Here is a 16,319-nt window from a genome sequence, read left to right as displayed (position 1 = left end):
AATGTATTGAAATTTTATAATGTTTATTGAAACAGATAAATAATAATTTAAGAAGACTTGATCATTACTCAAATAACACATTCACTAAAATAAATAATTAAATAAATCTCAACAAAATGATACAAACTAAAAGTATACTAGAGAAAGGTCAAAGTAATGTTTTGATTCCGATGGCTATTTTAACCCTACTATTTTTTATTTTAGGATTTGTTACTTGGTTAAACGGGCCTTTAATTCCGTTCTTTGAAATAGCTTGTGACTTAAGTGGTTCACAAGCCTATTTTGTTACTTTTGCTTTCTATATTGCTTATTTTGTAATGGCTATTCCATCTTCTTGGATCATAGAAAAAGTAGGGTATAAAAATGGTATATCGCTTGGTTTAATTGTTATTGCTATTGGAGCATTTATGTTTTATCCAGCGGCAGAGATGCGAACTTTTCTTCTGTTTTTAGTTGCTTTGTTTATCATGGGAACAGGATTGGCTATTTTGCAAACAGCTGCAAATCCTTATGTTGTAGTAATTGGTCCTCGTGAAAGCGCTGCTGCAAGAATAAGTGTGTTAGGAATTGCTAATAAGTTAGCGGGTTTTGTAGCGCCTATAGTATTGACTGCTTTGGTATTGTCAAACATGGGAGATTACACGAAAGAAAAAATAGCTTTGCTAGACGAGGTTGCTAAATCCCAAACCTTAGATTCTTTGGCTCTTCAATTGCAAACGCCTTATATCTATATGGGGATTGTAATTCTTATTTTAGCAATTTTGGCCAAGCTATCCCCCCTTCCTGAAATAGATTTAGATGAGGATGGTCATGTAGCGAATTTGAGTGTTTATACACAAATTAAGAATGCGTCAAAGTATCCACAACTTGTGTTGGGCGTAATTACTTTAATGTTGTATATGGCCGCCGAAGTTATAGCTGGCGATACCATTGGAACTTTTGGAAAACAGCTTGGTGTATATGGCGAAAACGGCAATTTTTATCTTAAGCTGACCTCATTTACGATGACAGCAATGCTTATTGGATATATTGCTGGAATTACACTAATACCCAAATATTTGTCCCAGGTAAATGCACTTAAAATTTCCGGTGTTTTGGGAGTAATTCTTGTTTTTCTGGTGGTTTTAGTATCTCCTAGTATTTTAATTCAATTGCCTTTCATTCCTGTAGTGCCTTTGGTAATTATTTTAGTCGCTCTATTTGGATTGGTTAATGCACTTTGCTGGCCTGCCATTTGGCCATTGGCTCTCCAAAACTTAGGAGGTTATACAAAAATTGGAGGAGCTTTACTAATCATGGCAATAATAGGAGGAGCTATCTTTCCATTATTATACGGACTTTTAGCTGAAAACATTAATGTTAGCAATGAAGCTAATCAAGCTTTAGAAACAGCCAAAAGTGGAAATCAAATTGCTTACTTAATACTTTTACCCGCTTACCTAATGATTTTCTTTTATGCACACAAAGGACATAAATACACTAGCTGGTCAAGAAAATAAACGAATTACCATAAATTAAAATAAACTATCATGCTAAAGAGTACTATAGACAAAGCAACAGATTTTGAAAAAAGATTTGAAAGTATTAATACGGTCGTTTTCGAAAATTCAAATGAAGCTTCTAAGGCCGTTGCAAATCAAGTTGCTTCTCTAATTAAGCGTAAGCAAGAAAATAACGAATCTTGTATCTTGGGTTTAGCAACAGGTTCTTCTCCAAAGGGTTTGTATGCTGAATTGGTTCGTTTGCACAAAGAAGAAGGATTGAGTTTTAAAAACGTAATCACATTTAATTTAGATGAATATTATCCAATGGAACCAAATTCTGTAAATAGCTATGTGAGATTTATGAAAGAATTATTATTAGACAAGGTTGATATTTTGCCAGAAAACTATAATATACCAGATGGAACACTTTCTAAAGAAGAAATAGCAGGTTATTGTGCAAACTATGAAGAAAAAATTGAGGCCTTAGGTGGAATAGATTTGCAAATATTAGGAATTGGTGGAAATGGGCATATTGGTTTTAATGAGTCAGGTTCACTTCAAAACTCTAAAACTAGATTAGTGGCTTTAGATCACATTACAAGAGTCGCAGCAAGTAAGGATTTTTCAGGATTGAGTAATACTCCACGAACAGCAATCACGCTGGGTGTAAAAAAAATAATGGAGGCAAAACAAGTCATTTTAATGGCTTGGGGTGAGGGCAAAGCAAAAATTATTAAAGAATCTGTTGAAGGAACTGTTACGAATCAAATTCCAGCTTCGTTTTTACAGGAACACAATAATGCTGTTTTTATTTTAGACAAAGAAGCTTCTTCAAAATTGTCAAGAATTAATACGCCGTGGCTAGTTGAAAAAATTGTTTGGACCGACAAATTAATCAGAAAAGCTGTTCTTGGGTTGGCATTAAGTTTAGAAAAACCTATTTTGATGTTGACAGATGCAGATTACATTGAGAATGGAATGAGTGATTTATTAGCCGACTCGGGTCCTGCATATGATATAAATATCGATATTTTTAATAAATTACAACATACCATCACTGGTTGGCCAGGAGGAAAGCCGAATGCTGATGATAGCGATAGACCAGAACGTGCTGAACCAGCTAGAAAAAGAGTGCTTATTTTTAGCCCGCATCCTGACGATGATATTATTAGTATGGGAGGAACATTTATGAGACTTCAAAACCAAGGGCATGAAGTACATGTGGCCTATCAAACGTCTGGAAATATTGCTGTTGCTGACGATGAAGCGCTTCGATTTGCCAGTTTTGTTTGTGATTACAATGAAAAATTTGGAATTAAAAGTCCTGAAGCTGACGTTATTTTTAAAAAATCAATTGATTTTCTTAAAAATAAAAAAAGTAGTGAAATAGATATTGCCGAGGTTCGCTACATAAAAGGTTTAATTCGAAAAGGGGAGGCGCGATCAACGAGTCACTATGTAGGTTTAGCGGATAGCCAAATTCATTTTATGGAATTACCTTTTTATGAAACAGGAACGATCGAAAAGAATCCTATTGGTCAGGAAGATATTCAATTAACGATGGATCTAATCGATAAAATTAAACCACATCAGATTTATGCTGCGGGAGACTTAGCAGATCCACACGGAACGCATAAGGTATGTTTGGACGCGGTTTTTGAAGCAGTGAAAAATCTTAAGTCGAAAGAATACATGAAAGACTGTTGGTTATGGCTATACAGAGGAGCTTGGCAAGAATGGGGAATTGATGAGATTGAAATGGCTGTACCAATGAGTCCTGACCAAGTTTTAACTAAAAGGCATGGTATATTTAAACATCAATCTCAAAAAGATGGTGTTGTTTTTCAAGGTAGTGATGCCAGAGAATTTTGGCAAAGAGCAGAGGATCGTAATAAAGAAACGGCCGCCTTATATGATAAATTAGGACTTTCTAAATATGCGGCTATGGAAGCTTTTGTTAGATGGGACTTTTAATATCTAATTTAAGACAATATTTAGGGTTATTAAAATTAATTTGTTCTTGTGTTTAAAAAAGAAGTAGAAAGAATAATTTGGTTTTTTATTTGGTTGAAACCTCGGAAGTGTGCACTTTCGAGGTTTCTTTTTACTATTACTTTAGATAGATTATAGAACCGTTAAGGTGTCTAGTCCACATATAAATGGGATTATTTGTAGAAATTATAGATCTTTAAAATAGGAACGCTTACCACAATCTGATACGTATGTTATAATTGAAGGGGCTATAAAGCCCCTTCATCAGTAAATGAATAATAGTTCTCTGGAGTAATAATTAAATGATTTAATAATTGAATATTAAGAATTTTACTGGCTGCTTTAACCTTAGCAGTAATTTGTTTGTCCGCTTCAGAGGCGATTAGTTTACCTGAGAGATGGTTGTGAATCATAATGATCTCAGTAGCATTTGCTTTTAGAACTGCAGCAAATATCAATCTTATATCTACTACGGTTCCCGTGATACCTCCAGATGATATTTCATAGGGGCCTAGTACTTTGTTACTGTTGTTTAATAGTAAGATTTTAAATTCCTCAAAGAATTCAATTGTATTGGGATTCGAAATCTGTAAAGCAATTTGGTAGGCAGATTTAGAGGATGTGATTAGAGGACGTTCTGCTGCTTTTACTTTTGATTTGTAATGCAGTTGGATTTCTGAAACAGTACCCCAATTTGGATTTTTAGCATGATTTTCCATGATTTCTATAATTAAAGATTAATAATAGTAATGATCAGTGATGAAGTTGATGAGAATCATTCGATAGGCGGTATGCTGAAATTTGTTCTCTTTTTCTGATGTGAGATGAAAAAGAAATTTTACATAATTTGAGTTTTAAATTAATAATCAAATTGATTTAATTGTTTTGTGAGTATAGAATATCCACGAGGATTTTTTCTAATTTAGAAGTGCTATTTTTCTAAAAAACAAAGATATAATATGGTCACTAATATGGTCACTTTGCTTTGATAGTATATTTGTATCTTGAAAATTTATATAACATAAAAAAAGCCTTTAAATACCAGTATTTAAAGGCTTTTTTTATGTTATACTTTCTTTTGAAACTCTATGTTGCGGAAAAAGTGAATCCGATATAAAATGCAGAAACCCCCAGTGAATACTGAGGGTTTCGTCTTTAGCGGAGAAAGAGGGACTTGTTTTTTTCTTCGTGAAGTGCCGCAAAGTAAGGCTTCGCGAAGCCAAAATCTTTAAGTGACACCTCAACCGAAACCTCTTTATTTGATACAAAAAATCATAAATTCAAAGCTCTTAAATATACGAATAATTATATGATAATTAAAGCTTTAATGTCAAAATTTGAACTGGTTGTTGAATGAGTTGTGAACTGATAAAGTTCAAAATTTGATGAGGTTAAATAAAGTTATTAGCCAATAATCAAAGGTGTAACCTGTTCAATTTTTAGACTTGTGTACCGGCAAAGCTCCTCTATGCTTGCAAACCCATTCTCGAGCTTGTTCCGTTCCCGCCTGATGGTTTACAACAATCGATTCTTTGTCGATAGCCGTTTGTATTTCTAACGGATCACGGTTTAAGCTCTTAGTCACTTTTTAGATTTAATAGTTTTATCAAAATATAATTTTCTAAGCAAGGACTTACTTCCACTATAAATAGGCTATTAACGATTCATTAACAATATGGTGTCGATTTGATGGTATTGAAAACTAGGGGTATTTCTTTTATTTGGACTCCTATAAGTAAAGGAAAATATTTATGTTGAATGTTAATCAGAAGGAAAAAAAATGTGTGAGGTATCTTGCCAATGAAATGTCAAAAGCAGAGCGATCTGTATTTGAAATCGAATTGTCTTTGGATGATGATCTATTTGCTGTTTTTGAAAATTTTAAAACAGTCTGGATTAATTATCCCAATAGTAAATTAACCAAAACAACTACTTCTTTTGGACAAATTATTAAAAAACATAACAAACCAGTAAAGGAAAAATCGGTAAAGGGGTCATTAAATTATAAGGTACTTCTTTCTACTGCTTTACTTTTTGTCTTTTGCACATTTTTTTATTTTGTTACAATACCAAATTCACATTATTACAATCATAAAACTGCTTCTAAAGGGGAGCGACTCACTTTTACGCTACCAGATAGCAGTACCGTTATCTTAAACTCGGGAAGTGAAGTTAAATACTCTAGCGATTTTGGAAAGCAGAGGGATATATGGTTAAAAGGAGAAGCTTTCTTCAAAGTTACAAAGAATATTAATTCCCCTTTTACCGTCCATACTAATGATTTTGATGTGAAAGTTTTAGGTACAGAATTTAATGTTAATGGCAGTGCAATTAACCAAACAATTTCATTATCAAAGGGAAAGGTCAATGTACTATTGAAAGAAAGTAAGGATGAAATTAACCTACTGCCAAATGAAGAATTGGTATGGAATGCTAAGACAAAGTGTGTCATTAAAAGAAATTTTAATGTGAATAAAATTTTAGCTTGGAAAGATAATATCCTTCTACTCGACGATGTGAAAATTGAAGATGCTCTTCCTAAAATTAATCAATTCTATGGGGTGAATTTTGTAATTAAGGATGATGTAATTGCAAATATGCATATTAAAGGTGCTTTCAAGAATCAGTCTATTGATGACTTTATAACTTCTCTAGAATTTATTTTAGATGTGAGTATAACCAAAACTATTCAAAACAATTTCGAAATAGCAAAATATCATGAACATTAACCAAATAAAAATGGGCAATAGTGATTGCTTTTCAGACGATTATTTATTTCAGCAAATTCGAAATGGTCAATACGAGGCAATGGAACTTTTCTTTAATAGGTATTACACTCCTTTGTGTCGTTTTGGATTGAGTTATGAATCGAATTCTTGTCTTGTAGAAGAAAAAGTAGCTGATATTTTTATTCAGTTGTGGAACAGTAGAAATATTCTTGATAAAATTAAAAATCCTAAATCCTATATCTATGTAGTAGTAAAAAACAGTTTAAAAACAGTACGGAAATCAGAGCAGTTTCATCAACAAATCGATGAAAGTAAAACTAATAATACAATGTTTTCTCCCAGTAGAGAGCAGGAGATTATTGAAAATGAAGAGAAGGAAATTAATACCAATTTGATACGTGAAATATTAGATGTTATTCCTAAAAAGTCACGGCAAGCTTTTGAACTCAGTAGAATAGACGGATTAAAATATAAAGAAATTTCCGTGATTCTAAACGTCACCCCTAAAACGGTTGAAAATCATATAGCTATTGCACTCAAATATATTAGTAAGGCTTTGGAATCTCATAAAAAAGATAGAGTTATTTAACTCTATTTAATAATTAGTAGAAAAACTAACTTTTTTAAAATCAGTTCTAGTTTGTTAAAAACAACATTAAGTAATCACAGATAAAATGAAACAAAAAATTATTCTAACCTTATCATTATGTCTTCAGTTGGGTATTGGGACTATTTATTCTAATACTCCAATAATGAATGAAGCCGTAGAAAATATAGCTGCAAACGAGAAAATTAATTTGAATCTAAAAGATGTTTCCATAAAACAAATCTTTTCTCTAATAGAGCAGCAAATTGACAAAAAGTTCATTTATATGTCAGACCAGAAATTTCTTCAAGAAAAAATTTCTATTACGACGAGTAATCAGGATTTAAATCAAGTATTAGATGTTTTAAAAACGAAGGTGAGTCTTGATTTTAAGATAACTAAAAACGGGATTTTAGTAAAAGAACTTGGTAATTCAAATCAAAATAAGACTCAAGAAAACAGAAAAATTATTGGAGTAGTTTTAGATAGTTCTAATTTGCCTATTCCTGGAGCATCTGTTTTTGCAGTAGGAACTGCAATAGCAACCACTACTGATTTTGACGGGAAATTTACGATTAATGTCCCTGAAAGCACGAGCAGTTTATCCATTAGTTATATGGGATTTGAAACTAAAATAATCAATATTGAGAATAAGACAGAAATTAAAGTAATTCTTTCTGAATCAACTTCTCAGTTAGACGAGGTTGTAGTTGTGGGATATGGTACAGAACAAAGAAGAAATGTTACTGCTTCTATTTCTACTGTAAAAATGAAAGATATTAAATCTCAACCAAAGGCTAATGTAGTTGAAATGCTTGAAGGTCGCTTACCTGGTGTTCAAATCATGAGTGATAACAGCCCAGGAGGAGGTTCTTCTATTCGTGTACGAGGCTTTAGTACCATTAACAATAATGATCCATTAGTAATTATAGATGGGGTTCCAGCTTCAAATGGATTAAATGGTATTAATTCAGCAGACATTGAAACTCTTCAAGTATTAAAGGATGCTGCATCTTCTTCTATTTATGGTTCTCGTGCTGCTAACGGAGTTGTCGTTATAACAATAAAAAAAGGGGGAAAAAATGGTAAAACCGAAATACAATTTGATGGGTATTCTGGTGTTCAATCGGCCTTTAATTTGCCTAATCTGCTGAATGCACAACAATATGGTGATCTACTTTGGCAAGCCACAAAGAATGATGGAAAAGTACCAGCAAGTGGGATCTACGGAAGCAATCTTAATTCACCTACAATTCCTGAGTATCTTAATTCTAGTAAAACCATTCCCAGTGATGATGTAAAATGGATTAATGAAATTATGCAGCCTGCCGCTGTTCATTCATATAATTTATCGCTGTCAAAAGGGGATGAAAAAGGCCAACACGCTTTCTCTCTTGGTTATTTTAATCAGGAAGGAACTATAAAGCATACCGGATTTGAACGTTTTTCTGCTCGATTTAATTCCAGTTATACCATTAAAGACTTTTTGACTATTGGTGAAAACTTTACGTCTTCGTATACTGAGCAAGTAGCAACAGGAACGAATAGTGCTTTGGGAAGTATCGTTTATGATGCATTGCAATTCCCTTCTATTATTCCCGTTTATGATAATAATGGAGATTTTGCTGGAAATCCAATCAATGATATTGCAAATCCTCTTGGGAATTTAACTCGTGCCAAAGACAATAAGCAAAAACGAATTCAAGCCTTAGGGAATGTATTTATTAGTGCTAAGATCAGTGATATCACTGTTAAAACCTCTTTAGGATTGGATTTTGAGAATTATAATTACAGAGGTTTTTCACCTGTTTACAATGAAATTCTTTCGCAAAATGTGAAAAACTCATTAACCACTAACAATAGTTTTAATTATCAATTAACAATTTCAAATACCTTAAATTATAAGAAACAGATTGGTAGTCATAATCTAGACTTTCTTTTGGGACATGAAGCTATTAAATATTATTACGAAGGATTTGGAGCTTCTCGTCAAAACTTCCTTTATGAAGATCCAAATTTCAGATATTTAAGTTATGGTACTGAAAACCAATTAAACACTGGGACTGCAAACGAATGGGCTTTGAACTCCTATTTTGGTAGAGTAAATTATAATTTTAATCAAAAATATCTATTAAGTGCTACTGTTCGAAGGGATGGGACTTCGAGATTAGCCAATAACAATTGGGGTACTTTTCCAGCAGTTTCTGGAGGCTGGAGAATTGACAAGGAAGATTTCTTTGATTTTGGAGATAAATTCAGTTCGTTTTTACTGCGTGCAAGTTGGGGACAAACAGGAAATCAACAGCTACCTTCTTATTCTACTGTAGATAGCTATTTTAATAACAATAATTATTCTGATTATGCTATTGGTGGCGGTCAAAATGTGACAGCCACAGGATTAACACAAACACGCGTTTCTAATGCTGATTTATCCTGGGAAACAACTACTCAGAGAACAATTGGAGTTGATCTAGGTTTTTTTAATGATAAATTAAATATTACCGCAGAATATTACAATAAAGAAACAAATGATATTCTTGTTTATAATGTGGTTCCACTAACCTATGGAGGCACTAATGATGGACAATGGATTAATGACGGGCAAATGAAAAATCATGGTTATGAACTAGATTTAAATTTTGCTGATAAAATAAGTAATTTCTCCTATGACCTTGCTTTGAATTTGACGGGCTATAAAAATGAATTGACGGCTTTAAATAGCGTAGCTTATTTAGGGATTCCTAGTTCTTCTTTGCATACAGTTAATTTTGATCAGGAAATATCTAGAAGTGCAGTTGGAGAACCTATTGGATCTTTTTATGGCTATGTTTCTGAAGGTTTATTTCAAAGTCAACAAGAAGTTTCAGATTATGGTTTGCAACCTAATGCACAAGCTGGAGACCTTAAGTTTAAAGATGTCAACGGTGATGGAGTAATTGATAGTAAAGACAGGACTTTTATTGGTTCTCCACATCCTGATTTGATGCTTGGTTTCAATATCAACCTTAAATACAAACAGTTTGATTTAGGAATGTTTTTTAACGGAAGTTTTGGAAATGATATCTATAATCTAACCAAGTACAAAACCCATTTTTTCAATCAAGCAGCCTATAATAAAGATGTTGCTTTATTAGATGCTTGGACGGTTGATAATCCAAATTCTACTATTCCAAGATTGTCACTGGACGATAGAAACAACAACATTCGTGCTTCTTCCTATTATGTTGAAGACGGTTCTTATTTCAAATTAAACAATTTACAATTAGGCTATACTTTTCCTTCGCAAGCTTTAGCTGGAATGAAATTGCGTTTATATGGGCAGGCTAGTAATGTTTTTACTATAACAAAATATAGTGGAATGACCCCTCAAATAGGTCTACAAAGTTATTCTTCAAGTAATAGAAATCTTGATATAGGTATTGATAGAGGGATTTATCCACCTTCAAGAACATTTACTTTTGGTTGTAATTTAAACTTTTAAATTTAAAAATGATGCGAATAAAAAACACAATAAAAACAGTTTTCCTATTGGCTTTATGCCTACAGATGAGTTCATGTTCTAATGATTTTTTAGAGGAGGTTACATACGGTGAAGTTGATCCTTCTGAAATGACAAAGCCTGCAAATGTAGAACGTGCTATAATATCGGCCTATAGTGTTCTGAACGGTCAAATAGATGGGGCTAGTAATGCTTATAATTCTCCCGACTCTAATTTTAGTTTTGGAGACATAACGTCTGATGATAGTTATAAAGGTGGTGGCGGAACAGGTGATCAGAATAACATTCACCAAATGGAGATTTACAATGAAAATGCAACTACTGTAGATATTGAACGTAAATGGAAGGCACTTTATGAAGGTGTAAAGCGTTCTAATGAAGCCATGCGATTGTTAAACGCTTCGACTGATTTTGAAGCTTCTTTAAAAGTGAAGAGAATGGCTGAATTACGTTTTTTGAGAGGCCACTTTTATTTTGAATTAAAAAAGATATACAATCACATTCCTTATATCGATGAAACGGCTACAACCGTTGCTGATTATGCAAAATCAAATACCACCTTTTCTTCAGATGAGATTTGGACTAAAATTGAAACAGATTTTCAGGAAGCTTATGCCAATCTTCCAGAGACGCAAAGTGAACTGGGACGACCAACTAAAATAGCTGCTAAAGCTTATTTGGCAAAATGTTATTTATTTGAAAGTAAATGGCAACTGGCTTATGACGCTACTACTGAAATAATGAGTAGTAATTATGGTTTATTGACGGATTTTCAACAAGTGTTTTTACCAGAGAATGATAATAATAAGGAAATTATTTTTGCAGTTCAACATTCGGTAAATGATGGACAGCCTAGTAATTATAATGGGAGTATCGGCGATAGATTGACTGCTCCAGGAGGCCCATTTTATTCTCAATATGGTTTTCACCGTCCTTCACAGAATCTAGTGAACGCTTTTAAAACAGATGCTTCAGGTTTACCCTTAGAAAATAATGTAAACGTTGTTGCTAGTGATAATGTAGATCCTCGTTTGGACATTACCGTTGGTCGTCCAGGAATACCATACAAAGATTTGGGTATTTTATATCAGGATACTTGGGCTAGAGATTTGGCTACTTATGGTTCATTTTCCCCAAAGAAGCGCATAGTTTCAGCAAAGTCACCTTATTATGTTACGGTTTGGCCATACGTAAATGCATTAAATTATTACATTATCCGTTATGCGGAGGTCGTTTTATGGAGAGCGGAGGCAGCCGTTGAAATAGGGAAATTAGAAGAAGCGAGAACGTTAGTAAATCAAATTCGAAATCGTGCAGCTAATACTGCCTTTGTAAAAACTTTAGACGGAAGTGCCAATGCTGCTAACTATACTATAGCGCCGTATAGCACAGTATGGACAAGTAAAGTTATGGCTAAAACTGCAGTACATTTAGAAACTCGTTTGGAAACAGCAATGGAAGGGCATCGATTCTTTAACCTAGTTCGATGGGGAGAGGCAGATACTGTTTTAAATGCGTATCTTTTGATTGAAAAAACCAAAAGAACACATCTAACTAATGCGGTGTTTATCAAAGGGAAAAACGAATATTTTCCAATACCACAAAGATATATAGATGGATTACCTATAGGAATGGTTACTCAGAATAATGGTTATTAAAAACAAAATAAAGTTAGGTAATCTTATCGATTGCCTAATTTTTATATAAAAAAGATGAAAAAACTAATTTACATATTAATTACACTTGCATGTATTTCAGGCTATAGCCAAGAAGTCAAAGGATTTGATCTGAATTATAAAGCATCCATAACTTCTTCCTTGGTACAGGATAAGAATTTTTATTTGCTGACAGCCATTCAAAACGATAAAGCAGTTAGACAACTTCTAGAAAACAATAGTGTTTTAAAAAGCATTTTTAATAAACAGCAACAAGAGATAAGTTCCAAGCTGAGCTCTTGCAAAGACAGCCTTTCCTGCTTGATTAGTGCCTATCAAATTAAAGAAAAAGAACTCAAAAGTATTGAAAATGAACTTCAAATTTTGATGAAAAGTAAAATGGAACTACAAGATTTTGTGAAAAATAATTTGCGTTCTTCTGGTAAATATGAAAATTTTAAAAACGATACCGATACCGAATTACTGCTAAAAGCGTGGCAAATTTGTTCTCGAGGAATGAATCGGATTATGAATGTTTATGGAATTGGAGAAGCCCCTCAGTATGCTACAATAGATTCTGTTTCTTATGATGTAAAGTCTAAATTTTATAAAGGATCTGTTTTTATGTGGTCTGATATGCTTCACAATAGAAAACCTAAATTGAATACTTTATTTTTTCAAGAAAGTCTGGATTTTAGTTTGTCACTTTTGTACATGAACCATCGTGATGAGGTGGCGCGTTACGAACCGTTAGAGGAAAAAGAGAACAAAAAAGCAATTGATCATATAAAGCAAATAAATTTCAATGCTTTAGATTATGCTTCTATTTTAATTTTGGGAAACGGACCGGAGAATTATCAAGACCGATTGTCCGCCATAGGAAAACTAAACATACAATTAGGAGTATTAGAATATGAAGCTAAGAAAGCCCCTTTGATTATTGTTTCTGGAGGTCATGCTCATCCTTTTAGAGCTCCCTATTGTGAGGCTATTGAAATGAAAAAAGAATTGATGACTGTGTATCATATTCCCGAAGAAAACATCCTTATTGATCCTTTTGCCAGACATACCACAACAAATTTACGTAATGTCAGTAGAATGATGTTTGCTTATCAAATGCCAACTAACAAAAAAAGTATTGTAATTACGAATGTTAGTCATAGTGATTATGTAGGAAGCCCCAATTTTAATGCGCGTTGTATTGAAGAATTAGGTTATTTACCTGCCATTATTCTAAAGAGACTTAATTCTACTACAATAGAGTTTTTACCAAAAATCGAATCTTTGCATCAAAACCCAATCGACCCTTTAGATCCATAAATTGATATCATGAAAAGAATATTAGTTATATTACTTGTTTTTATTACAGTTGCATGCCAGTCTTTGAAAAAAAATGCTACAAAAGAGCAATCACCAGTTGAAAAGGTAAATGTATTTTTAGGTACTTCTGGAGATCATGGACAAATGTCGCCTTCGGCATCTTCTCCTTTTAATATGATGAGTATTGGCCCCCAAACCTATCCTCATATTCATGCCGGTTACGAACATTTGGCCAAGGAATTTTTGGGATTTACCCACAGCCGTATCGAAGGAGTAGGCTGTATGGGAACTGGAGGAAATTTGCTTATTAAACCTATTTTTGATGGTGATGTGAGTGCACCATTAATCAAAAAACAAGAATCAGCTTCCCCAGGTTTTTATGGAGTAGCATTTAAGAATGGGATTATAGCCCAAATGAGTGTAAAACATAATTTTGGAATTCATCATTATGAATTTCCGAAAAAAGGAGCAGGGCTTTTTATTGATTTGTCCCATGCTTTTGTTAATCGATTTGTTGCCGAAGAGCATGAAGTTGATAGAAATACTATAAGCGGCTGGATTGACACCCAAACCACTTGCGATAAGGGGATTTATCGTATTTATTATGTTTTAGAGATCTCTAATTTGGCAACAATAACTCCAATTTCGGAACATAAGTATCTTATTTCTGGCCTTGCTGACACTACCGAAATGGAAGTTCGTGTTGGTTTCTCCTCCGTTAGTACAGCTTACGCCAAAGCTAAAAGAGAAGCGATTCCCTTGGAAAAGTTGGCTGCACAAACAGCAATTGACTGGAATCATTTTTTAACCAGAATAGAAGTGACTGGCGAAAAAGATAGAGAAGATTTATTCTATTCTCTTTTATACCGGGGATTGCAGGCGCCATTTTTAGTTTCAGAATCGGATGGAAGCTACAAAGCCATCGACGGTTCTATTCAAAAATCAAATAGCCCAATATACAACGGTTGGGCTATTTGGGATAATTATCGAGAACAATTACCCATGCTATCATTGGCTTATCCGGAACGTTTTGGTCCCATAGTGAAGTCTATTGCAAACTTGTATCCGTATGGCAAGAATAATTGGGCTACCAAACATGAGTCCTCGCCTACAGTCCGCACGGAGCATGCGATTGTTGTTTTATTGGACGGTTATAAAAAAGGGTTTCCTGTAGATTTTAATTCCATCAAAGATTCCCTTATCGCAGAAGTAGACCGATTGGAATACAATTCGCCTGACAAAGCTTTGGAATCTTCTTATGACTGTTGGGCACTTTCTGAAGTCCTGAAAATCACCAAAGATTCTATGTTAAGTGCCCAATATTTGAATAAGGCTTTAAAATATAAAAATTATTGGAAAAAAGATTTTGCCGATTTATCTAAAGGAGATCTAGATAAAATGCCCGCTCGTGGAATGTATCAAGGCACCGTTTGGCAATATCGCTGGTTTGTTCCTTTTGATGTGTTGGGTCTAAAAAACTTAATAGGAGGTGAAGATTTATTTTTAAAGCAATTAGATCAATTTTTTGCAGAGGATAATTACAATCATGCGAATCAACCAGACCTACAAGTTCCTGGTTTGTATAACTCGAGTTCACAACCTTGGAAATCTCAAAAACTGTTTCGGAATATTATGTTAGATACCGTAGTACAGGCTTATTTTAATGACAATAGTAAAGGAGTAGGTTCCTATATTGGAAGGATTTATAAGAATGAACCCCAAGCTTATGTACGTACTATGGATGATGATGCAGGTACAATGTCCTCCTGGTTTGTGATGCGAAGTTTAGGGCTGTCACCAGCAAATATTGGTAGTCCCATTTATTATTTGACCGCTCCTATCTTTAAGAAAGTAGATTTAAATTGGGAAAACGGAAAGTCATTTCACATTGAAGTTCGCAATTATAATAAAGATTACTTTTACATTCAATCGGCTAATTTAAATGGGCAGCCTTTGTTTAGGAATTGGTTGACGCAGGAAGAGATTAGTAATGGTGGGACCTTAATAATCGAAACTGCTGCTTTGCCTAATAAAAAGTGGGGAATTGAGGATCAGTGGATTTCAAAAACAGAGTAATACAATTGATTAATAAATTAGGTATCAGTGATTTTTTTTCGCTTAATATCCTTTACCCCATAAAACGAGAAGCCGAGTTGAAAGTCCAGCTTCTCGTTTTTGCTTATAAATTGGAATAGCTATTCAGGTTAATTATTTTAAAAGGTTTAAAACAATTTCTATCCAATAATCAAAGGTGTAACCTGTTCAATTTTTAGGCTTGTGTACTGGCAGAACTCTTCTATTGATACTAATTCAGGTTCTGTCGTGTCTTTTTAATAACTATTATCTTTAGAGCTTCAAAATATATTAAATGAATACCAAAGGACATTGTTATCCCAAAGCTATTATTCTTCAGGCCGTTTATTTCAAATTGAGATTTGCATTGAGTTACAGTGATGTTGAGGAAATAATGAAAATGCGTGATATAGCAGTTGATCATGCTACGATTCAGCGTTGGGTGTTTAAATTTGCACCTTTGATTGAATCACAAATCAAAAAGAGAAAGAACAGAGTAGGCGCCAGCTGGCGAATGGATGAAACTTATATAAAGGTAAAAGGTATCTGGTGTTACTTATATCGGGCTGTTGATAAGTTGGGTAATACGGTGGATTTTCTTCTGACCAAAAGAAGACAAAGAATGAGTGCACAGTCATTCCTAATTAAAGCAATAAATAATAATTGCCGGCCAACGGTAATAAATATAGACAAAAGCGGCTCTAACATCAGCGCAATGCGGGTTTACAACAAACGATCATTTTCGAATATAAAGATTGGACAATGTAAATATCTCAATAATATTGTTGAGCAGGATCATCGTTTTATAAAATGGCGGATACAAAACGGTTTGGGTTTTAAAAGTTTTGAGTCCGCCAAAAGAACCTTAGGAGGAATTGAAGTGGTGCACATGTTGAGAAAGAATCAGATGCTTAAGCCAGGCACAAGTATGTTCAAATCGTTTTGCAAATTGGCTGCATAATTATCGGGTCGCTGATTTCT

11 protein-coding genes are annotated in these 16,319 nt (G+C 33.7%); 9 read left to right on the top strand and 2 right to left on the bottom strand.

The annotated features are described in order from the left end of the window. The first annotated feature begins 116 nt into the window (after positions 1–116). Together BLV35_RS15255 and nagB are read left to right on the top strand one after the other, a co-directional pair. Complete coding sequence (locus BLV35_RS15255) at positions 117–1,499, top strand: sugar MFS transporter (RefSeq protein WP_245712081.1); 1,383 nt, start codon at positions 117–119, stop codon at positions 1,497–1,499. Positions 1,500–1,529: 30 nt separating this feature from the next. After that, a complete protein-coding gene (gene nagB, locus BLV35_RS15250; protein WP_091092201.1) occupies positions 1,530–3,458 on the top strand; it encodes a glucosamine-6-phosphate deaminase in 1,929 nt (642 codons plus the stop codon). A gap of 266 nt (positions 3,459–3,724) precedes the next feature. Here the strand turns inward: nagB and BLV35_RS15245 are convergent, their stop codons facing one another. Then, a complete protein-coding gene (locus BLV35_RS15245; RefSeq protein WP_091092199.1) occupies positions 3,725–4,195 on the bottom strand; it encodes a JAB domain-containing protein in 471 nt (156 codons plus the stop codon). 713 nt (positions 4,196–4,908) lie between these two features. Beyond that, positions 4,909–5,061 carry a hypothetical protein gene (locus BLV35_RS19310; protein ID WP_176980632.1) on the bottom strand — a complete coding sequence of 51 codons (153 nt, stop codon included), beginning with the start codon at positions 5,059–5,061 and terminating at the stop codon, positions 4,909–4,911. A gap of 199 nt (positions 5,062–5,260) precedes the next feature. Here BLV35_RS19310 and BLV35_RS15240 point away from each other — a divergent pair, with 199 nt between their 5' ends. From BLV35_RS15240 to BLV35_RS15210, 7 genes are all read left to right on the top strand, one after another. Next, positions 5,261–6,205 (top strand): FecR family protein, encoded by a 945-nt coding sequence (locus BLV35_RS15240; RefSeq protein WP_245712080.1) that lies wholly within the window; start codon positions 5,261–5,263, stop codon positions 6,203–6,205. Beyond that, a complete protein-coding gene (locus BLV35_RS15235) occupies positions 6,195–6,794 on the top strand; it encodes a sigma-70 family RNA polymerase sigma factor (RefSeq protein WP_091092196.1) in 600 nt (199 codons plus the stop codon). Before BLV35_RS15240 ends, BLV35_RS15235 begins: the two co-directional genes overlap by 11 nt. Positions 6,795–6,879: 85 nt before the next feature. After that, positions 6,880–10,272, top strand: a complete 3,393-nt coding sequence (locus BLV35_RS15230; protein ID WP_245712079.1) for a SusC/RagA family TonB-linked outer membrane protein — start codon at positions 6,880–6,882, stop codon at positions 10,270–10,272. A gap of 11 nt (positions 10,273–10,283) precedes the next feature. After that, the gene (locus BLV35_RS15225; RefSeq protein WP_091092372.1) at positions 10,284–11,948 is read left to right on the top strand and encodes a RagB/SusD family nutrient uptake outer membrane protein; all 1,665 of its coding nucleotides are present in this window, start codon (positions 10,284–10,286) and stop codon (positions 11,946–11,948) included. A 54-nt stretch (positions 11,949–12,002) separates the two neighbouring features. Then, positions 12,003–13,265, top strand: a complete 1,263-nt coding sequence (locus tag BLV35_RS15220; protein ID WP_091092193.1) for a YdcF family protein — start codon at positions 12,003–12,005, stop codon at positions 13,263–13,265. 9 nt (positions 13,266–13,274) lie between these two features. Further along, positions 13,275–15,341, top strand: a complete 2,067-nt coding sequence (locus BLV35_RS15215; protein WP_091092191.1) for a glycoside hydrolase domain-containing protein — start codon at positions 13,275–13,277, stop codon at positions 15,339–15,341. Between the two features lie 292 nt (positions 15,342–15,633). Then, entirely contained in the window at positions 15,634–16,299 is a 666-nt protein-coding gene (locus BLV35_RS15210; RefSeq protein WP_091092188.1) for an IS6 family transposase, read from the top strand. The last annotated feature ends 20 nt before the right edge of the window (positions 16,300–16,319 follow it).

The sequence above is a fragment of the Flavobacterium gillisiae genome (genome assembly GCF_900107635.1).
Lineage (GTDB): Bacteria > Bacteroidota > Bacteroidia > Flavobacteriales > Flavobacteriaceae > Flavobacterium > Flavobacterium gillisiae.
The sequence above is the reverse complement of the archived record's forward strand: the minus strand, read 5'-3'. Positions and strand labels throughout refer to the sequence as shown.